The organism is Micromonospora sp. SH-82, from assembly GCF_051132485.1.
GTDB lineage: Bacteria > Actinomycetota > Actinomycetes > Mycobacteriales > Micromonosporaceae > Micromonospora.
Genome location: NZ_CP148049.1, coordinates 4,362,862 through 4,382,111, shown reverse-complemented (window position 1 = coordinate 4,382,111; position 19,250 = coordinate 4,362,862). Strand labels below are relative to the sequence as shown.

Below are 19,250 nucleotides of genomic sequence, written 5' to 3'. Positions count from 1 at the left end.
AGTGTCCACCATGGGCGCGCAGTCGGTGGTCACGTCGGGTGGTGTCCACGCCGTGGGTGCCCCCTTGCCCGAAGACCTATCAGAGCTGTAGGAAAAATAGGACTTCGATGTGGGGCCGTCACGACCGTCGTGCCGGCCGGTGGTCGAGCCGTGCGACCGGAGGGACCCGACATGACCGACACCCTGGTGGACCTGGCCCTGGACCCCCTCGGCCCGCACATCGGCGCCGACGTCCGGGGGCTGGACCTCGACCGGGCCACCGACGCCGAACTGGCCGCCGTCCGGGCGGCACTGGTGGAGCGCAAGGTGCTGTTCTTCGCCGACCAGCGTCTCGACGACGACGGTCAGGTCCGACTCGGTCGCCGCCTCGGCGAGCTGACCGCCTCCCACCCGGTGGTCGCCGGTGTGGACGAGCGCCACCCGGAGGTGTACGAGCTGGACAGCGCCGACGACGGGTTCGCCGACGTGTGGCACACCGACGTGACGTTCATGCCGCGCCCGCCCCTGGGGTCGATCCTGCGGGCTGTCACCCTGCCGGTCGGTGGTGGGGACACGACCTGGGCGGACAGCCAACTCGCGTACGACTCCCTCGCCGAACCGGTGCGGCGGCTGGTGGACCAGCTGGTGGCCGTACACGACGGCAACCGGGAGTTCGGCTACTACCTCGCCCACCGGCGGGGTGGCCGGGGCAGCGTGTGGGAGGGGGAGGTGGTGACCCGCCTCGACCCGGTGGAGCACCCGGTGGTCCGGGTGCACCCGGAGACCGGACGCCGGGGCCTGTTCGTCAACCCCGGATTCACCTCCCACGTCGTCGGGGTGTCCGAGGCCGAGAGCCGGGGGATCCTGGACCTGCTCTACGCCCACCTGACCAAGCCGGAGCACCTGGTCCGGCACCGGTGGCGGCCGGGGGACGTGGCGATCTGGGACAACCGCAGCACCGCCCACTACGCCAACCGCGACTACGGCACCTCCCGGCGGGTCATGCACCGGATCACCCTGCGCGGAGACCACCCCCGGGGGCCGGTGGACCCGTGGCGGGGTCCGGCGGTCGTGGAGGTCAGTGGGTGAGGGTGAGGGAGACCAGGAAGGCCGGGTGGTCGGTGGTGCCGTCCATCCCGATCGCCCGGGTGGACCCGATGGGCAGGTCGTCGGTGGCCATGAACTGTTGCACGCCGCCGTCGTGCCGGTGCTGGTAGTCGACCGGGACGCAGGCCCGCACGTCGGGGGTGCCGCCGTGGCGGAGGTTGAGGTCGCCGCTGACCACCGTGGGCCGGTAGCGGCTGTCGGCGTGCAGCTGTGGGATCGCCGTACCGAGCAGGTGGTTGCACTGGGCGAGGGCCAGGGTGGAACTGGTGTAGGCCAGGTGCGTGGTGCACGCCTGGTAGGCGCTGCCCGCCTCGACGCAGAGCCAGGCGCGCTCCTCGGGGTCGTCGGGGTCCTGCGCCGGATAGATCCCGCTGTGTACGGCGTGTTCCCGGTCGCCCGTCGGCACGTGCGCCACCACCCCGACGCCGTACTCCTGGCCGTTGAGGCAGTGGTACGGGCCGCCGGTGCGGCGGTTGCGGGCGGGGGCGAAGGCCGGGGCGACCGCGTCGTCGCCGTGGACGGCGGCCATCGCCGCGCGGAGCAGTTCCAGGTCGTCCCGGCAGGCCTCGTTGAGCGTCACCACGTCGGGTCTCTCGGCCCGGACCAGCTCGGCCGCCCGCGCCGGTGCCTCCCCGGTGTGGCAACCGGCGAGCCCGCTGCTGCACAGGTTGACCTGCAACACCCGTAGTTCGACGGGGGTGGGTGCGTCGTCGGCCCCGGGGGCGGTGACTGTGCATCCGGCCAGCAGCACGACCGTCGCGAGCAGGAGGCGGGCGGCGCGCGACGCCCGTCGGACGGGGGACTGACGACCGGCCATGCACCTGCCTTGCTGCGCGGGGGTGGGAAGTCTACCGGGGGTCGGAGCCGCCGACCTCGGCCGGTACGGATGTCCCGGGCGGGCGGGCGGTCGTCCCTGCCGCCCGGGACACCCCGCCCACCAGTGTCGAAGCCGTCAAGGCTCGACGAGGCCGGGTTCCACCCGGTCCATGCCGGCGGGAGGAACCTGTGTTGCGGACAGTGGCAAGAGGTCCCGGGGGGCGGGCTCGCCCCTCCGGGAGGTCACCGGGGCGTCGGGGCGCGTTCGGGCGGTGGTGCGCCGTCGGGATCGCCGCGGTGCTCGCGGTGACCATGCACCAGACTCCGGCCCGGGCCGACGACCCGGTGCCGTTCGACGAACACGCGGTGCACGGCGCCCTCTTCGCGGCGGTGGTGCAGCTGCGTGACAACGGCGCGGCGGGGCTGACCGACGCCCTGCTCACCGCCGAACTGCTGGACTGGCGGGCGGCGAACCCGACCGCCGACGCCGCCCAGATCACCGCGCACGCCACCGGCACCCGGGCGGCCGTCGCCCCGGTCGTGCCGGAGGGCTCCGGTGAGGAGCGGTCCCGGTTCGCCCTGGCGATGGCGCTGCTGGCCCGGTTGGGGGCGACCCCCTCCAGCGGCGCGGTGCTCACCGGCCCGGCGTTGCGGCTCTTCCTGGACAGCACCGTCGGCGCCGAGGGTGCCAACGTGGTGCCGGACATGCTGAACCTGGTCCGGGGCGGATACCAGGACGCCGCGTGGAACGCCCGCTCCCGGGACGTGGTCCGGGACACCTGGGTGGAGCTGCACCGGCGGGCGAAGGTGGACGAGGCACTGGCGCTCGGGTGGGACACCGCCTTCACCGGCCGCACCCAGACGCCGGTACGGACGCCGGTGGACACCCTGCTGGCCACCCGGATCCACGACCCCCGCCCCGACGGCAACTCCGGCACCCTCGGCCACTACGTGCCGCTGACCGCCATCCGGGCCGAACGCGACGACCCGGCCGCGTACCGGACGCTGGTGCAGGAGCGGGCGTACGCCGCGCTGGCAGTGCTGGACGCGAGCGGACGGGCGCGGATCGACGAGGTGGTGGCCAGGGCGACGACGTACCCGCTCAACGGGAACCCGAAGCCGACCCAGGCGGTGATCGACGAGGAGAAGCGAAAGACCGCCGAGAACAAGACCGTCTTCGAGGGGCTCGGCTCCACGGTGAGCGTCCTGTCCACGGTGATGGGGTTCCACGACAAGAAGTTCGGCAAGCAGCTGGAGACGATCGGCAAGGCCGTCGTCACCTCGGTCACCGCGATCAACACCTACATGACCACCGTCCTCGGGCAGGGGTTGAGCGTGGCCGCCACCGCGATGGGCACTGCGGTGCTGACCGGTAACCTGCTCGGTGCGGCGGTGAGCCTGATCGGTCTGTTCGCCGGCGGCGGCGACCCGAACGCCGCGGTGCAGGCCGAGATCGGCAAGCTCCGGGACCAGATCAACCGCCTCGCCCAGGGCATGGACCGGCGGTTCGACCGGATCGAGTCGGCGCTGACCGAGATGTACGGCAACCTGATCGCCCAGCTCGACGCGTTGACCCGGTCGCTGGACCAGGTGCACGCCAACCTGGGTCGGATCGCCACCCAGCTGCAGACCATCGAACGCAAGATCGACTCGATGGCGCTGGCCACCCACGCGGCGCTGGAGCAGATCGCCACCGACCCGCTCAACTCGGTGATCACCACGTACGTGCACCACAAGGAGATCACCGGGCAGCCGATCCCGGACTACATCAACACCTACTTCCCGAAGGCCGAGTCGCCGACGTTCGAGTTCGCGACGGTACGGGCGCAGGGGCAGGGGACCTTCACCGTCCCGGCCGGCACCAGCACCGTCGACCCGGTGTCGCAGCTCGACCTCTTCCTGCCCGAGGGCTCGGTCAACTACCTGGCACAGTGGGCCGGGCAGCGGGTCGGGGGCACCTGGAACAACGGACGGGTCGCCAACGCCGCCGCGTGGAAGACCGCCGCCCGGACGTACAACATCCTGCAGTTGCAGAACCCCCAGTACGCCCGGCAGATCACCCCGGCGCGGGCCGAGGCGGTCGCGGAGGCCGGCGACGAGATCAACCGCCGGGTCCGGCAGTTCAGCGCCCCGGGTGCCGGTGGGGCCACCAACGCCCTGTTCACCGCGCTGGTAGCCGACTACCGGACGGCGGTGAACGCCTGGCGGGAACAGGCTGACAACGTCCGTGTGGCGGTGCTGTGGAACGGCAGCGACGCGATCCCCGAGTACGACCTGTGGGGCGCCCCGGACCAGCAGATCGCCGCCGGCAACCGGATCGGCGAGAGCGGCTCGATCGGCCCCTGCACCGGGAACCTCGGCACCCGTACGGTCCCGTCGACGCTGCGGCACAACACCCTGCCGAACCCGTTCCAACTGGCCCACCACGGCATGCCGCCGGCCCACCGACCCGCCTTCACCAGCTGCTACGAGGCGCAGTTCGTCAACCTGGTGGAGAACGAGGGACCGCGTTTCCACACCACCAGCGGCGACCTCCAGATCACCGTCCGGTCCCGGGTGAAGTGGTCGGGCGGGGACTGGCAGCAGGTACGCAGCGCCACCCGGGTCTTCCCGATCGGGGTGTTCTGCTCCTGGAACGTCCGCTCGCAGGAACCGGACGGGTACTGCTACGACGAGCGCAAGTACCTCGACGAGCGGTGGACGGGCACCTACCGGCCGGCCTTCGAGTCCAGCGCGATCCCGGCGTTCGACGCCCAGACGACGACCGCCCGGGCCAAGGCCGCCAGCATGCTCTCCGGTCGGCAGAAGTACTACTACCGGGTGATGCTGGCCGGCACCGGGACCGCCGCGCCGGACCCGGGGACCTGGGACTCGGCCAAGGTGCTCTGGCAGCGGGGCAAGAAGGTCTCCGACACGTTGCGGCTGCTGCAGGCCTACACCGAGTTGGGGTGGGGCACCGCCCTGGAGTCCGACGACGGCCTGCGTGGGCTGCTCTTCGGCGACCAGGGGCTGCCCGCCGACTGGTCCCGCCCGCGCAGCGACGCCGACCAGTCCGCCAACCGGCACCTGCACAACGCGATGGCGCGGGCGGTGGCGAACTACGCCGAGTGCACGCAGACCGACGGGTGGGACCCGTGCCAGGGTGACCGGTCGGGGTTCCTGCCGCTGGCCGGCCAGGGCCAGTACGGGCCGGGCTGCGCGCAGCCGACCACCGCCCCCCGTGACCCGCTCAGCGCCTGCCTGGTCGGTGCCGCCCAGGTCCGCGCCGACCAGCTCGCCGCCAGGTACTCGCACTGGTCGGGTCGGGTGCACGCCGGAACGCACGTCGAGGGGTTGCCGGACGTGACGGCCACCGTCGACATGACCCGGGCGGCCAGCGGGGCGATCCGGTTGGGCTGACCGGTCGGGCGATGATCCCACCGGCCCGGGACGGATGTCCCGGGCCGGTGGGACCTCCGTCGGCCGACGATGGACGCGGTGGGACGTTCACCCACGAAACCGGTACCGATGACCGGTGCCACTGTGGACGGCCGCCGTCTACGCTGCGCTCGACCGAGGAGACCGCAATGCCCCTGCCTTCGCCCGACCACCAGGCCCACGACCACGACCAGCGGATCGTGGTGGTCGCCGCCGACAACACCCTCTGCCACGTGTACGAGAGCTTCACCGAGCTGCTCGACGAACCACGGCACTACGACACGCTCGACGGCGGGGTGGAGTTCTTCGACGTCACCGGCCGCCGACTGACCCCGGTCTTCTCCCCGCACTGGCAGCTGACCGGCCTGCAACCGACTGTCGAACCGGCCGAGCCGGAGGTGCTGCGGGTCCGGTTCAAGGCGGTCATGGCCCACCTGGACCGGTTCGTCCGCGACCGCCCGGAGGTCCTCGGTGACCACCGGGTCGACCTGGAGCAGGTCCTGGCCGCCCTGCCCCACTGCGACGACCCGGACCTGGTGGACGTCGTCGACTCGCTGCCTCGCCACATCCGGGGTCACCGGGGCAACCTGCTGCACAACGCCGTCCACGCCGCCGGCTGGGCACACCGCTGAGTCCGGCGCCTCCGCCACCGCCCGGGAGGGCTCCGTTGCCGCCGACCGCACCACCCCTGCCCGCCCGCCGCCGGGCCCTGGTCGTGGCGGGGGTGGTCGTCGCCCTCCTCGTCCTGGCCGGACACCTGTGGAGCCGGGAACCCGCCGCCGCCGGGCCGGTCGCGGTGACCGCAGGTCTCGCCGTCGCGTTCACCGCCCTCGGCGCGCTCGTCCTCGCCGGGGTGCCCGCCCACCCGGTCGGCCGGTTGATGACCGCCGCCGGGCTCACCGCCGCCGGGGCCGCCCTCGCACTGAGCTGGACCGCGTTCACCCCGGTCGCCTGGGTGGGGCAGTGGCTCTGGTGGCCGCCGTACGGGCTGGTCATCCTGGCCCTGCTGGTCTTCCCCGACGGCCGACTGTCGGGGCCGCGCTGGCGGCCGGTCGGGTACCTCGTCGTGGCCACCACCGTCGTGGCCACCGGGGCGCTCGCGGTGGCCGCCCTCGACGACCCCCGTCGGCTGCTGCTCTCGGCGGAACCCGCCGCCACCGCGCAGGCCCGGACCCTGGTGCAGGTCGCGCTGCTGGCGATCGCTGTCGAGTTGGTGACCCTGCTGGCGGTGCTGGTCTCGTTGGCCCTGCGGTGGCGGCGCGCCACCGGGGAGACCCGCCAACAGCTCGCCTGCCTGCTGGCCGCCGGGGTGCTGTTCCTGCTCGGGGTGGTCCTCGACGGGCTCAACCTGGCCGGGGCCTGGGTGCTCATGGTGATCGCCATTCCGGGGGCGATGACCCTCGCCGTGCTGCGGTACCGGCTGTACGGGCTGGAACAGGTGATCAACCGTACGCTGGTGTGGCTGGTGATGAGCCTGCTGGTGATCGTGGCCTTCGTCGCCACCGTCAGCCTCCTGCGTGACCTGCTCCTGCGCGGGGACACCTCCAACGCCTCCCTGGTGGCCACCGGGCTGATCGCCGTCACCTTCGAGCCGCTGCGGCGGCGGGTGCAGCGGGGGGTCAACCGGCTGCTCTACGGCGAGCGCGACGAACCGTACGCCGTCCTGGCCCGCCTCGGGGACCTGCTGGAACGCACCGTCGAGCCGCAGGCCGTCCTACCGCTGCTCACCCGTACGATCGGCGACTCCCTGCGGGTGCCCTACGTCGCCGTCGAGGTGGGCACCGACGAGGAACGCGATCCGGCCCGGCCGCCACTGGTGCACGCCGCCCACGGTCGGCCCACCGAATCGGTCGAGCGGTTCGACATGCTGACCCACGGTGAACGGGTCGGCTGGCTGGTGGTGGCCCACCGCAGCCCCGGGACCCGCTTCACCCCGGTCGAGCGGCGGCTGCTCAGCGACGTCGCCCTGCACGCCTCGGTGGCGGCGGCGACCGCCCGGCTGATCCGGGACCTGCGGGACTCCCGGGAGCGGTTGGTCACCGCCCGGGAGGAGGAGCGGCGTCGGCTGCGCCGCGACCTGCACGACGGGCTCGGTCCCACCTTCGCCGGCATGTCCATGCAGGTACGGGCCGCCCGCCGCCTCGCCACCGACAGGCAGTCGCTGGTCGGCGTCCTGGACGGGCTCGCCGAGGACCTGCGGACCTGCACAGCCGAGGTCCGGCAGTTGGTCGACCGGCTGCGCCCACCCGCCCTCGACCGGGGGTTGGAGTCGGCCCTGCGGGCGGAGTGCCGTCGCTTCGACGGCCCCGGCCTGTCGGTGCGGCTGCGGGTGGAGGACGACCCGGGTCGGCTGCCCGCCGCTGTGGAGGTGGCGGCGTACCGGATCGTCGCGGAGGCCCTGGCCAACGTGGCCCGGCACGCCCGGGCCTCCACCTGCGAGGTCGTGGTACGGCGGGGGCGCGCCCTGGTGGTCGAGGTCGGCGACGACGGGGTGGGTGGCGTGGCCCGGCGACCGGGCGGGGTCGGGTTGGACTCCATGCGGGAACGGGCCGTCGAGCTCGGCGGGGAGTGCGACGTGGTCGGCCGGGACCCGCACGGGACCCTCGTGCGGGTCAGACTGCCGCTGCAAGGATGAGACGGACCGGGCGAGGCCGGGGCGGAAGTGGGGCGCGGAGATGACCGGACAGGGTCGGGTGTTGATCGTGGACGACCATCCGGTGGTCCGTCGTGGACTGCGGATGATGCTGGAGGGGGAGCCCTGGGTGACCGCCGTCCTGGAGGCCGCCACCTGCGCCGAGGCGATCCGGTTGGCGCTGACCGAACCGGTCGGTGTGGTCGCCATGGACGTGGCCCTGCCCGACGGCGACGGCGTCGAGGCCACCCGACGCATCGTGCAGGGCCGCCCGGAGACGGCGGTGCTCATGCTCACCATGGCCGACGACGACGAGGTGGTGAGCCGGTCGCTGCACGCCGGTGCCCGGGGATACCTGTTGAAGGACACCGACCCCGACGTGATCGTCGACGCCCTGCGGACGGTGGCCGGTGGTGGGCTGGTCCTCGGTCCCCGGGTCGGGCCACGGGTGCTGGCCGACCTGCAACGCCGGCCGACGCCGCTGCCCGCGCCGTTCGACCGGCTCACCGCGCGGGAGCGGGACATCCTGCGGCACCTGGCGGCGGGCGAGGCCAACGCCCGGATCGCCCGCCGGTTCGGGTTGAGCGAGAAGACGGTCCGTAACCAGCTCTCGGCGGTCTTCGCCAAGCTCGGTGTCTCCGACCGGGTCCAGGCCGCGCTCCTCGCCCGTGACGTGGGGCTGTGACCTCCGGGACCTCCACCGTCGTCTCGGCCCGGGGTGTGGGGCTCGGGGTCCGGGCACACCGTCGGTCGGTTTTCTGCACCTCGTCCGGGCGTGGGATATATTGACGTACATCTCTGACTGGGAGGTGTCGTGGTGCGAGTCCGTTCGATGGTCGTGGCGGCAGTGGTCGCCGGTCTCACGGTGACCGGGGTCGGTGCGGCCGGTGCCGCCGGGGCCGACCCCCCGCAACGCCCACCCGCCGCGCCGGGCGCGGCGCAGCAGAACACACTGGCCGTCGGTGACTTCGACCTGACCCGTCCACAGGTCGTGGCGAGCAACCTCACGGTGCCGTGGGGGATGGACTTCCTGCCCGACGGCAGCGCCCTGGTCGCGCTGCGCAACTCCGGCCAGGTCCAGCGGGTCCGCCCCGGTCAGGCCCCACAGCAGGTCGCCCAGATCTCCGGGGTGGCCGCCGGAGGCGAGGCGGGTCTGCTCGGCCTGGCGGTCTCCCCGACCTACGCCCAGGACGGCTGGATCTACGTCTACCTCACCACCTCCACCGACAACCGGATCGTCCGGTTCCGGCTGACCGCCCCGCAGACCCAGCAGCCGATCCTCACCGGCCTGAGCCGGGCCAGCATCCACAACGGGGGGCGGATCGCCTTCGGACCCGACGGGATGCTCTACGCCGGGGTCGGCGACGCCGGGCAGACGGCGCTGTCGCAGAACCTGCAGAGCCGCAACGGCAAGATCCTGCGGATGCGTCCCGACGGCACCGTCCCGCCGGGCAACCCGTACGCCGGATCGCTCGTCTACAGCCTCGGTCACCGGCACGTGCAGGGGCTGGCCTGGGACGCCCAGGGTCGGCTCTACGCCACCGAGTTCGGGCAGAACACCTGGGACGAGGTGAACCTGATCGTGGCCGGCGGGAACTACGGGTGGCCGGTCGTGGAGGGACGGGGCAACGACCCCCGCTACCGCGACCCGCTGGTGGTCTGGTCCCCGGCACAGGCCTCACCCAGCGGCGCGACGATCGCGGGGAACCGGCTGTTCGTCGCCGCCCTGCGCGGCGCCCGACTCTGGAACCTGCCGTTGACCGGAACCGGGGGAGTCGGGACCCCGGTCGCCGAACTGGCAGGCACCTACGGCCGGCTGCGCACCGTCGAGTACGGCCCCGACGGGTGGCTCTGGGTGACCACCAGCAACCGGGACGGGCGCGGTACGCCGGCCGCCACCGACGACCGGGTCCTGCGGTTCCCCCCGCGTGACACCCCACCGGCGACCACCCCGCCGCCGCCGACCGCCCCACCGGCGACCACCCCGCCGCCCACGCAGCCGGCGACCACCTGCCTCGTCTCGTGGACCGCCAACCGGTGGACCGGCGGGTTCACCGCCGAGGTCCGCCTCACCAACCAGGGACCGGCGTTGACCGCCTGGAACCTGACCTGGACCCTCCCCGCCGACCAGCAGGTCACCAGCGCCTGGAACGCCCAGGTCACCCAGTCCGGGAGCACCGTCACCGCCGGCAACGTCGGCTGGAACGGGGCCGTCGCGCAGGGCGCGACGGTGAGCTTCGGCGTCCAGGGCACCTCGGGGGCGGGCGACCCCACCCCCACCGGCTTCCAGCTCAACGGCTCCCCCTGCCGGTCGGCCTGACCTCCCCGTCGTCCCGGGTGCCCGAGGTGGCACCCGGGACGGCGAGGTGACGTCAGCTGGTCGACGCCGCCCCGGCCCGGGTCCGGACCGGACCCGGGCCGGGGATTTCCCGGCGGGGCCGAGGGCCGGAACCGTCGACCACCATCAGTGACCGTGTCGCCGCTCAAGGTGAGCAACCTCGAAGTGGGGCGGACCGGCGGGAGCACGCATCCTGAACCGGAAATCCGTCGAAGCTCCCACTGTGGAGGAACGCATGGTCCACGTCCGTGACCCCGAGCTCGTCCGACCCCCGCAGGCCGCTCCCGGTGCTACCTCGACCCTGGTCAACGGCCACTTCCCGCGCCGCCGAGGGCTGATCGTCGCGCTCAGCGCACTGGTCGGCTTCCTCCTGACCGTGGTGTGGTCCGCCGAGTTCGTCGACCAGACCATCGGCGACAACGTCGCCAACACGTTGCTCGGCCACGACGCGAAGGCGACCCCGATCGCCGGGATGGCCGCCGGAATCGCCTTCGCCTTCGTCTCGGGCCTGGCCGGGACCTTCACCGCCTGCAACATCGCCGCGTTCGGCGCGGTCGCACCGATGCTCGGCGGCGCCGGCAGCCGGTGGCACCGGCTCGGCCGGGCACTGCGGCCGCTCGGCTGGCTCTCAGTCGGGATGATCGCCGTCTCGGCCGGCTACGGAGTCCTGGTCGGGCTGGTCGGGACGCGGATGCCGCAGTTCTCCACCGCCCCCAACGTTCCCGGCGAACTCTCCGGGCGCAGCATCCAGTCGATGGTGGTCTTCGGGCTGATCGGGTTGGCGATGACCTACCTGGGGCTGGCCGCGATCGGTGTCGTCCCGGACCCCTTCGCCCGGATCTCGGCCCGCTTCCCGAACGCGCCGATGGTGGTCATGGGGGTGTTGATCGGCGGCTTCCTGATCGGGCGCCCGTTCCCGTTGTTCCGGCAGATGTTCCGCGACGCCGCCGAGAGCGGCAACCCGTTGTACGGCGCCGCCGCGTTCACGCTCCAGTCGATCGGGAACATCGTCATCATGGCCGCCCTGTTCCTCCTGGTGACCTACACGGTGGGCGGGCGTCTGCACAGGTGGATCGCGGCCGACCCGCGACGGATCACCGTGGTGACGGCAGTGGCACTGATCGTCGCGGGAGTCTTCACCTTCCTCTACTGGGACGTGCGGCTGCTCGCCCGCCGCGAGATCCTGCCCTGGTACCCCGTCGCACCGTGGGTCTGACCACCTCGGCGCGGACAGCCGTCGACAATCGTTGACAACGGTCGGCCATACTGTCGTCCGTGCTCGAAGTCGGTACGCCATGACCTGGGCGGAGGCCGTCACCAGTGTCGCCGCCGGGCTGCTCATCTCGGTGCTGACCACCCCCGTCGGGGTGTCGGGGGCGGTCTTCCTCCTCCCGGTGCAGCTCAGTGTGCTGGCCGTACCGAACCCGGCGGTGACGCCGACGAACCTGCTGTTCAACATCGTGGCCGGTCCGGGTGCGCTGCTGCGGTACCGCCGTGGTGGGGCCCTGACCGGCCCGCTGACCCGTCTCCTGCTGGTCGGCACCCTCCCCGGGGTGGTGGTGGGCGCCGTCGTCCGGGTCTTCCTGGTCCCGGGACCGGACGCGTTCCGGCTGGTCGTGGCCGCGATCCTGTTCCCCCTGGGGTTGTGGCTCTGCCTCCGTGCCGCCGCCACCCGACCCTGGCCGACCGGCCCGGCCCCGTCCCGCCCCCGGCTGATCTCGCTGTCCGCCCTGGTCGGCGTGGTCGGCGGGGTCTACGGGATCGGAGGGGGCTCCATCCTCGGCCCGATCCTGGTCGGTCGGGGGATGCCGGTCGCGGTGGTCGCCCCCGCCGCGCTCGCCTCGACCTTCGTCACCTCCGTCGCCGGTGCGGCCACCTTCTCCGTCCTCGCCCTCACCGGCGGTGGTGACATCGCCCCACGGTGGGACGTCGGCCTGCTCTGTGGGGTCGGCGGGCTGATCGGCGGCTACCTCGGGGCGTACCTGCAACCCCACCTGCCCGAACGGGCGCTGCGGTTCGGTCTCGGCGCGCTCGCCGTCGCCCTGGCCGTCGTCTACGCCGTCCAGGCCGGGGTGAACCTGGGCTGAGTCTCCGACTCCCGGGGTGTCTTCAGGAAACTCACAACGAAGCAGGGCACAGTGGCAGCGCCGGTGTCGGCTGTCTGGAGGAAACGATGGGTCCCGTGCTCGCTCTCGTGAGCCTGCTGTTGTTGCTGGTCCAACTGCTGCTGATCGCCCGGGCGGTGCTGGACTGGAGCGTCGTCCTCGCCGGGCCCAGCCAGCCCGGGTCGCTGCGGGCCAAGCTGCACGACGCCGCGCAGGCGGCGACCGAACCGATCCTCGCCCCGGTACGCCGGGTGCTGCCCCCGGTACGCCTCGGCGGGGTCGGCATCGACCTCGCCTTCATCGTCGTGTTCCTGACCATCGTCATCATCCGCGCGCTCCTGCCCTGAGCAGCCGCCCCGACGGCGGACACGCAGCCGCGTTCCGCGACGGAGGCGGTCTAACGGGCCGCCTCCGCGAGGGTCTTGATGTCGCCCAGCGTCGTGCCGATGTTCCGTCGCAGTTCGTCGAGGCGGGCCGCGACGAACTGCCCCTCGCGCTCCGGTGCCCCGTCGATGATGGGACTCAGCCCGGAACGCCCCGGCCCGATGCGAACCGACTGGCGCAACAGCGTGCCCGTCGCCTCGGGTTCGAGTTCGTACCGCCAGGTCGCCGCCGGACGGCTGCGGTCCGCAGCGCCTTCGGTGCCGGCGAACCGGCCCTCCGGATCGGTGACGACCCACCCGAACACCCGTGGCTCGTGCAGGTCGGTGATGTAGGAGACGGTGCGCCACTGGCCGATCCGGGGGTGACTGTTGTGCCCCACGAAGGCCGCCCCGACCACCGGGCGGTCAGCCCCGCCGAGCCACTCGACCCGGTCCAGCTCCGGGCTGAGCCGGGGCGGCAGGTGGATGTCGATCACCAGGGCCCACACGGACGTCGGGTCGGCTTCGACATGGATCTCGCAGCTCACACCCGGCTGGTCGGAATATCGCACTGGTCACCCTCGTTCCGACCCGGTCGGGTCCGTCTGGCGGGACGCAATCATAGCGCCGACCGTCCATGAAGGACACCCGCTCGTGATGGGAACCGTCGATGCCGTGGCCTGCCGTCGGCGGGTCAGAAGCTGCTGACCAACTTGACGAAAGCCTCGTCGATCTTCGTCGGGTCGGTGGCGTCGAACGCCTTCCCCGACGAGGCCTTGGCGATCCGGTCGAGGGTCTCGAAGTCCGAGTCACGGTCGAAGGCGATGCAGAACACCTTCACCGGACGTTGCGGATCGAGCTGCACGTCGGCGAGGAGCCGGGCGAGGTCGTTGTCCTTGCCGTACTCGTTCTTGCCGTCGGTGAGGACCACCACCGCGTTGATGCGCTGCGGATCGTACCGCTCGACCAGGTGCCGGTGCGCGGCCCGGACCGTCGTGTAGAGGGCGGTCCCGCCCTCCACGTGCAGCCCGGAGATCCGGCTGGTGATCCGCTTCTGGTCGAAGTCACCGAGCTGGACCTCCTCCCGGTAGGGGCCCTTCGGGCGTTCCCGTGTCTCGGACGAGAACGACCACAGCCCGACCCGGTCCTCACTGTTGAGCAACGCCAGGCCCTTGCCGGCGGCGGCCGAGGCCACCTGGAACCGGGTCCGGTCCCCGACCGAGGCCTCCATCGACCCGGACGTGTCGAGCGCGATCAGGACGTTGGCCTTCTTGCGCAGGGTGCTCCACCCGTGCAGCATCTCCTCGACCACCGCCGGGTCCGGCGGGGCGAAGTAGGTGAGCCCGCCCTCCGGCTCGGCGCCCACCCCGGCCAGGAGCTCCGCCGACGCCCGTCGTTCGTGGTCCCGGAAGCCCAGGTCGGCGAAGTCGGCCTGCTGGGCGTCCTCGGTCAGGAAGGCCAGCAGGTCCTCGGCGGCGGCGCGCTGGCGGTCGTCGGCGGTGGGCAGCACCACGAACGGGTGGTCCAGGTTGAAGGTGCCCTCCTTCGGGTGTACGGCGACCAGCGGGACGGTGGGTCGAGGACCCCGCGCCTGCCCCTCCTCGCGGGGGCTCAACCCGCCCTCGTTGTAGAGCTGGACCAGCTCCTCCTGCAGGACCATCGCGCTCATGTCGTCCGGGCCGCCCGGACCGCCGCGCAGGTCGGCCTCGGCCAGGTCCCGCAGCAGCTCCACCGAGTCGTCGCTGTAGTGCGACACGTTCGCCTCGATCCGCCTGACGAACTGCGTCACCGCCGGGTCGGACAGGTCGGCGCGGGTGAGGTCGCTGGAACGGCTGACCGCCGCGTAGTACGTGGCGATCGTGGCGGCCAGCCCCGAGGTGGACAGGTTCGGGTTGTCCTTGCCGAAGGTGAACCGCCCCCACTCCGGCCTGCCGAACTGCGCCCACCCCTGCCGTCCGGACAGGCCGAGGATCTGCCCCCACCCGAGGGGCCCCTGCTCGCGTACGAGATCGCCCTTGGGTTTGGGCATGGCGATGACCAGCGGACTGTTGGCGATCGACGGGTAGGTGTCGGGGGTCTGCTCGGCCCGCCCGGCGGCCCGGTCGAGGAGCCGGAGCTGGCCGGTCCACAGGCTCGACGTCGGCAACCAGACCTGCGGCTGCGGCAACGCGGTGTCGCGCCAGCCGGTGGCCAACGCCTCGGTCGCCTTACCCGAGTTCAACGCGGTGACGCGCACCTGGGCGCACTCGCCGTCGGCGATCGTCCGCCCGCTGTCGTTGTACCGCTCGGCGAGCTCGGCCAGCAGTTCCGCCTTCTCCGTGGAGGAGTTGACCTCCAGGCGGATGGCGCAGTCGGCCCGGGGCCGCCCTCCGGTGCCCGCGTCACGCTCCCGGACGACCAGGAAGGCCCCGCCGATGACCACCAGACCTGCGGTGACGGCGGCGGTGTAGGGCAACCACTGTGGTGCCCGCCTCGGGGCTGCGGCCATGGAGCTGCTCTCCTCGATGCTCGGGTGGTCGTCACCGTAACCGGTCCGTGCCACCGGTCGACTCCGGTCCGCCCCTACGGCGGGTCGGCGCGCCCGCCGAGGGCGGTGGCGAACAGCAACCGGACCAGGTAGACCACGACGAAGGTGGCCACCCCGGTCGCGGCGGCGTCGGGCATCCGACCGGCGGCGAGGTACGCGACGGCGGCACCGACGCAGCCCAGGAAGATCGCGGTGGAGACCCCCCACGCGTCGGTCGCCTCCCGGCCGAGCCGCCCCGCCCACCCGACACCGGTGGCCGGAGTGTCCCCGGGAGCCTGCGTCGGCGGTGGGCGGTGGGGGCGCGTCGCCTGGTCGGACGCGATCGTGGGGATCGGCAGCGGCTCGTTGGGGGTGGGCGCACCGGCGGTCTCCGACCCCACGACGAGCACTGTGGTGTCGGGGGTCGGGCCGGGTTCCCGGGCGTCCTGCCCGAGCAGTCGCATCAGGATCTGCTCGGCCGTCGGCCGGCCCGCCGGATCCTTGGCCAGGCACTCCCGGACGAGTTCCTCGAGCCCCGGCGGCAGCGGCGGCAGGTCCGGCGGTTCGTTCACCACCCGGTGCATCACCGCGAAGAGGGAGTCGCTGCCGAACGGCGGTCGGCCCCCGGCGGCGAAGGCGATCGTCGCCGCCCAGGCGAACACGTCGCAGGGCGGGCCGATCGCGTCGTTGCGGAACCGCTCGGGCGCCATGTAGGCGGTGGTCCCGAGCACCCGGCTGGTGACGGTCTCGGTGACCCCCACCGCCCGGGAGATGCCGAAGTCGATCACCCGGGGGCCGTCGCGGCCGAGCACGACGTTGTCCGGCTTGAAGTCACAGTGCACCACGTCGGAGCGGTGGATCGCGGCCAACGCGGTGGCGGTCCCGACGGCGAGCCGGTGCAGGGCGTTGCCGGTCACCGGGCCGTGCTCGCGGACCTGCCGGTACAGGGTGGGGCCCTCGATGAACTCGCTGACCACGTAGGGCCGCTCGCTGTCGGGGTCGGCGAAAAGCACCTGGGCGGTGCAGAACGGGGCGACCCGTCGGGCCGCCGCGATCTCCTTCATGAACTGCGACCGGGCGCGCGGGTCACTGAGGTCCACGTTGATCATCTTCACGGCGACCCGGTCACCCCGGTCGTCCTCACCGAGGAAGACCACGCCCTGCCCGCCCGCCCCGAGGCGGCCCACCAGCCGGTACGGCCCGGCGGTCACCGGATCGTTCGCCCACAGCGGGGCGGGCCCGGTCGACGGATCACGGGCAACCTCTGTCATCGCGACTCCATCAGCGTCGATCCCGGATCCCCTCGGCGGAGCACACGGTCATGGTGCCATGCCCCGACAGGTCGGCGGTGGACGTCCACGCCCCGCCTCCGCGGGCCGTACCGGGCGTGTCCCGCGCCGCCGAGGCGACACGGGACACGCCACCGGGAGCCGGTGGTGTCGCAGCCGGGGTCAGGCGGTGACCGACTCGATGCGGACCGGCACGGAGTCCACCCCGACCAGACCGGAGGAGTCGAACACCTCCAGCCACACCACCCACGTGGTGACGGTGGTCCCGGTGTCCAACAGGCCCAGCGGGGCGGTGAAGCCGGAACAGTCCTTCGGCTGCACCACGTCCCCGATCGGGCCGCCGGTGGGCACCCCGCTGCCCTGGCAGAGCACCTTCTTGACACCCCCGTCGCCGTACGCGGTCCACCGCATGCGCATCCCGCTGATCGCCCCGTCCTCGGCGTCGGTGCCGGTACCGGCGAAGGCGACCGACCGGGGAGCGCCGGTTGTGGTCAAGGCCAGGGCCTGCGCCGGTGCGGTGATCGTGGCCGTCGGGGCGGTCTTCCCGGCCGGTGCCGCCACGGCGGCGAAGGCGCGGTGGGCGCTGACGCCGTCCGCCGTGAAGGTCACCGTGTACGACCCCGGCGTGACAGTGGCCGCCGGCAGGAGTGCCTGGTGGCCGTTCTTCTGGAACACCACCGTGTTGCCGCGCCGCACCGTCCACGACACCTGCGAGTCGGGTACCGACCCGGGCTCGTCGGGGTCGTCGGAGGTGCCGACCAGACCGACCGACTGCCCGGCGGGAAGTGTCGACCCCACCGGCGGCGAGATGACGGCCACCGTCGTCGGGCTGTCCACCACCGTGACGGTCACCGCGGCGGAGCCGGTGCGGCCGAGGCTGTCGGTGGCGCTGGCGGTGACGACGTGGGTTCCGGCCGACAGCGACGCGACGGTCTGCGACCCCTCAGCCAGCAGACCGTCGAGGCTGCTGGTCCAGGTCAGCGGGATCTCCTCGCCGAGGAAGTCGGTCGCCGAACCCCACAGGTCCACCGTCTGCCCCACCCCGAACTGCTGACCGGTCGTCGGGGCGTCGATGGTCACCGTCGGCTTGCCGACCTTCACCCCCAGCGCCTCGGCGACAGCGCCCAGGGCGTCGATCCGGCGTTGGCTGCCGGTCACCTTGGCACCCAGCCCACCGACGTGGGCGGTGTCGTTGAGGATCTCCCGGACCTCGGCGGCGGTGAGGGTGGGGTCGGCGGCCATCACCAGGGCGGCGACCCCGCCCACGAACGGCGCGGCGAAACTGGTGCCGCAGGTGTTCGAGCGGGACTTGTTGCTCCACGGGGCGGCGGGGTCGGCCAGACCCCTGACGCACATCGGACCGTAGATCTCCACCGACCGGGTGTGGTCGGCGGTGCCGTAGTTCGACCCGCCCGCCACCGCCGCGGTGTCCCGCATACCCCCCACGCACATCACGTGGGTGCTCTCGCAGGGCACGTAGAGGGTGTCGCCGTCGACGTCCACACCGTTGTTCCCGGCGGCGGCGACGATCAAGGCGCCGGTGTCCCGCACGTGCTTCATCCGCCGGTCGGTCCAGGTACGCGCATGGGACTTGCCGAGGTCGACGTCGCGGGTGAAGCTGAGGTTGACCACGTCAGGGTGGGTCGCCTCGGCGGCCGTCTCCAGCCGACGCAGCACCGTCCAGTAGTCGATGCCGTTGCGCACCGCGACGAGTTCCTTCACCACGGGTCCGGCCGGTCCCGCGGTGCCGTAGTCGTTGTCGACCTTGCCCATCCCGGCGAGGACGACGTCGGTGCCGTGCCACGGGCAGGCCGTACCGCCGGTGCAGTCGTTGGTGTTGGGCTTGCCCCACTCCACGGTGTGCAGCGACGTCTTGTCCGGGAAGTCGGGGTTGTGGATGAACCCGCCGTCGAGCACCAGGTACTTCACCTGCTTGGTCAGTTTGCCCTTGGACTGGAGCAGCTGCCAGGCGGGCGCGACGCCGGTGTCCAGCGCACCCCCGGACCGCATGTAGGACCAGTCGAAGACGTTGTGCGCGAAGTCGGGCGCCTCGAACACCTCGCCGTCGGCGATGCCGGTCGGCTCCACCAGCCAGTCGAGGACCAGTTCGGTGCCGGCCCGCCACTCGGCCGCGGCCAGCGCGAGCAGCCGCAGCGCCCGCTCGTCGCCGACCCGGTACGACCCCGACTGTCGGGGCTCGGCGGCGAGCAGGTCGCCGACCAGACCCGCCGGGTCGGCGCGGTCGACGTCCACCCGGACCAGGTGGTCCTGGCCCTGGTCGTCCGGGGCGAACGAGTCGAGGACCTGGCCACCCCAGCGCGCCAGGAAGGCGTCCAACTCGGCCCGGTCGGCCACCCGCACCATCACCTCGTCGAGGACCAGCCCGGCGGGAGACCCGCCCGGCCCCGCCACCACCCCGACCTCCCGGTCGGTTCCGAGTCGACCCACCGGGTCGATCGGCAGCCGGGGCGCGGACAGTCCCGGGTCGACCCGGAACGTCAGGGGCTGCGGCGAGGCGGTGCCGGAGGCCGTACCCGGGCCGCCGGGGGTGGGCGCGGCGACGGCGTCCAGCGGGGTGGACGTGACGAGCCCACCCGCGAGCGCCGCCACCACGGCGGCGGCCAGCAGTCGGCGGACGGGTGCCCGTCGGTGGAGGGAACGGTTCGTTGTCATCGATGTCTCCTCGATGTCGGTGATGC

The 19,250-nt window shown here is 72.7% G+C and carries 14 protein-coding genes; 9 read left to right on the top strand and 5 right to left on the bottom strand.

Annotation, left to right across the window (positions count from 1 at the left end; genetic code table 11):
* Window positions 1-171: 171 nt before the first annotated feature.
* Window positions 172-1,068 carry a TauD/TfdA dioxygenase family protein gene (locus WHN02_RS19480; RefSeq protein ID WP_434740143.1) on the top strand — a complete coding sequence of 299 codons (897 nt, stop codon included), beginning with the start codon at window positions 172-174 and terminating at the stop codon, window positions 1,066-1,068.
* On the opposite strand, the gene WHN02_RS19475 is transcribed toward WHN02_RS19480, so the two are convergent.
* Entirely contained in the window at window positions 1,058-1,903 is an 846-nt protein-coding gene (locus WHN02_RS19475; protein WP_434740142.1) for an endonuclease/exonuclease/phosphatase family protein, read from the bottom strand. The genes WHN02_RS19480 and WHN02_RS19475 overlap by 11 nt on opposite strands.
* 305 nt (window positions 1,904-2,208) lie before the next feature.
* On the opposite strand from WHN02_RS19475, the gene WHN02_RS19470 reads away from it, so the two are divergent.
* The 8 genes from WHN02_RS19470 to WHN02_RS19435 all read left to right on the top strand — a co-directional run bounded on the left by WHN02_RS19470 (window position 2,209) and on the right by WHN02_RS19435 (window position 12,741).
* Window positions 2,209-5,301, top strand: coding sequence for a hypothetical protein (locus WHN02_RS19470; RefSeq protein ID WP_434740141.1), 3,093 nt, complete (start codon window positions 2,209-2,211; stop codon window positions 5,299-5,301).
* Window positions 5,302-5,468: 167 nt separating this feature from the next.
* Window positions 5,469-5,951 carry a hypothetical protein gene (locus tag WHN02_RS19465; RefSeq protein WP_434740140.1) on the top strand — a complete coding sequence of 161 codons (483 nt, stop codon included), beginning with the start codon at window positions 5,469-5,471 and terminating at the stop codon, window positions 5,949-5,951.
* Between the two features lie 35 nt (window positions 5,952-5,986).
* On the top strand, window positions 5,987-7,954 hold the full coding sequence (locus WHN02_RS19460) for a sensor histidine kinase (protein WP_434740139.1): 1,968 nt from the start codon (window positions 5,987-5,989) through the stop codon (window positions 7,952-7,954).
* Between the two features lie 40 nt (window positions 7,955-7,994).
* The gene (locus WHN02_RS19455) at window positions 7,995-8,636 is read left to right on the top strand and encodes a response regulator (RefSeq protein WP_434740138.1); all 642 of its coding nucleotides are present in this window, start codon (window positions 7,995-7,997) and stop codon (window positions 8,634-8,636) included.
* Between the two features lie 132 nt (window positions 8,637-8,768).
* Entirely contained in the window at window positions 8,769-10,271 is a 1,503-nt protein-coding gene (locus WHN02_RS19450; RefSeq protein WP_434740137.1) for a PQQ-dependent sugar dehydrogenase, read from the top strand.
* A gap of 253 nt (window positions 10,272-10,524) precedes the next feature.
* On the top strand, window positions 10,525-11,505 hold the full coding sequence (locus tag WHN02_RS19445; protein WP_434740136.1) for a hypothetical protein: 981 nt from the start codon (window positions 10,525-10,527) through the stop codon (window positions 11,503-11,505).
* A gap of 79 nt (window positions 11,506-11,584) precedes the next feature.
* Window positions 11,585-12,376, top strand: a complete 792-nt coding sequence (locus WHN02_RS19440) for a TSUP family transporter (RefSeq protein WP_434740135.1) — start codon at window positions 11,585-11,587, stop codon at window positions 12,374-12,376.
* Between the two features lie 86 nt (window positions 12,377-12,462).
* Window positions 12,463-12,741: a YggT family protein gene (locus WHN02_RS19435; RefSeq protein ID WP_350899616.1), complete on the top strand. Its 279-nt coding sequence runs from the start codon at window positions 12,463-12,465 to the stop codon at window positions 12,739-12,741.
* A gap of 50 nt (window positions 12,742-12,791) precedes the next feature.
* Here the strand turns inward: WHN02_RS19435 and WHN02_RS19430 are convergent, their stop codons facing one another.
* From WHN02_RS19430 to WHN02_RS19415, 4 genes are all read right to left on the bottom strand, one after another.
* Window positions 12,792-13,328, bottom strand: coding sequence for an SRPBCC family protein (locus tag WHN02_RS19430; protein ID WP_434740134.1), 537 nt, complete (start codon window positions 13,326-13,328; stop codon window positions 12,792-12,794).
* A 122-nt stretch (window positions 13,329-13,450) separates the two neighbouring features.
* Window positions 13,451-15,298 carry a substrate-binding and vWA domain-containing protein gene (locus WHN02_RS19425; RefSeq protein ID WP_434740133.1) on the bottom strand — a complete coding sequence of 616 codons (1,848 nt, stop codon included), beginning with the start codon at window positions 15,296-15,298 and terminating at the stop codon, window positions 13,451-13,453.
* Window positions 15,299-15,318: 20 nt separating this feature from the next.
* On the bottom strand, window positions 15,319-16,533 hold the full coding sequence (locus tag WHN02_RS19420) for a serine/threonine-protein kinase (RefSeq protein ID WP_434740132.1): 1,215 nt from the start codon (window positions 16,531-16,533) through the stop codon (window positions 15,319-15,321).
* A 180-nt stretch (window positions 16,534-16,713) separates the two neighbouring features.
* Window positions 16,714-19,224, bottom strand: a complete 2,511-nt coding sequence (locus tag WHN02_RS19415) for a S8 family serine peptidase (RefSeq protein ID WP_434740131.1) — start codon at window positions 19,222-19,224, stop codon at window positions 16,714-16,716.
* Window positions 19,225-19,250: the final 26 nt, after the last annotated feature.

Excerpts from the sequence above, each read along its gene's own strand:
- WHN02_RS19480 (WP_434740143.1), top strand. The coding sequence starts at position 172 with ATGACCGACACCCTGGTGGACCTGGCCCTGGACCCCCTCGGCCCGCAC.
- WHN02_RS19475 (WP_434740142.1), bottom strand. The coding sequence starts at position 1,903 with ATGGCCGGTCGTCAGTCCCCCGTCCGACGGGCGTCGCGCGCCGCCCGC.
- WHN02_RS19465 (WP_434740140.1), top strand. The coding sequence starts at position 5,469 with ATGCCCCTGCCTTCGCCCGACCACCAGGCCCACGACCACGACCAGCGG.
- WHN02_RS19455 (WP_434740138.1), top strand. The coding sequence starts at position 7,995 with ATGACCGGACAGGGTCGGGTGTTGATCGTGGACGACCATCCGGTGGTC.
- WHN02_RS19445 (WP_434740136.1), top strand. The coding sequence starts at position 10,525 with ATGGTCCACGTCCGTGACCCCGAGCTCGTCCGACCCCCGCAGGCCGCT.
- WHN02_RS19440 (WP_434740135.1), top strand. The coding sequence starts at position 11,585 with ATGACCTGGGCGGAGGCCGTCACCAGTGTCGCCGCCGGGCTGCTCATC.
- WHN02_RS19435 (WP_350899616.1), top strand. The coding sequence starts at position 12,463 with ATGGGTCCCGTGCTCGCTCTCGTGAGCCTGCTGTTGTTGCTGGTCCAA.
- WHN02_RS19420 (WP_434740132.1), bottom strand. The coding sequence starts at position 16,533 with ATGACAGAGGTTGCCCGTGATCCGTCGACCGGGCCCGCCCCGCTGTGG.
- WHN02_RS19415 (WP_434740131.1), bottom strand. The coding sequence starts at position 19,224 with ATGACAACGAACCGTTCCCTCCACCGACGGGCACCCGTCCGCCGACTG.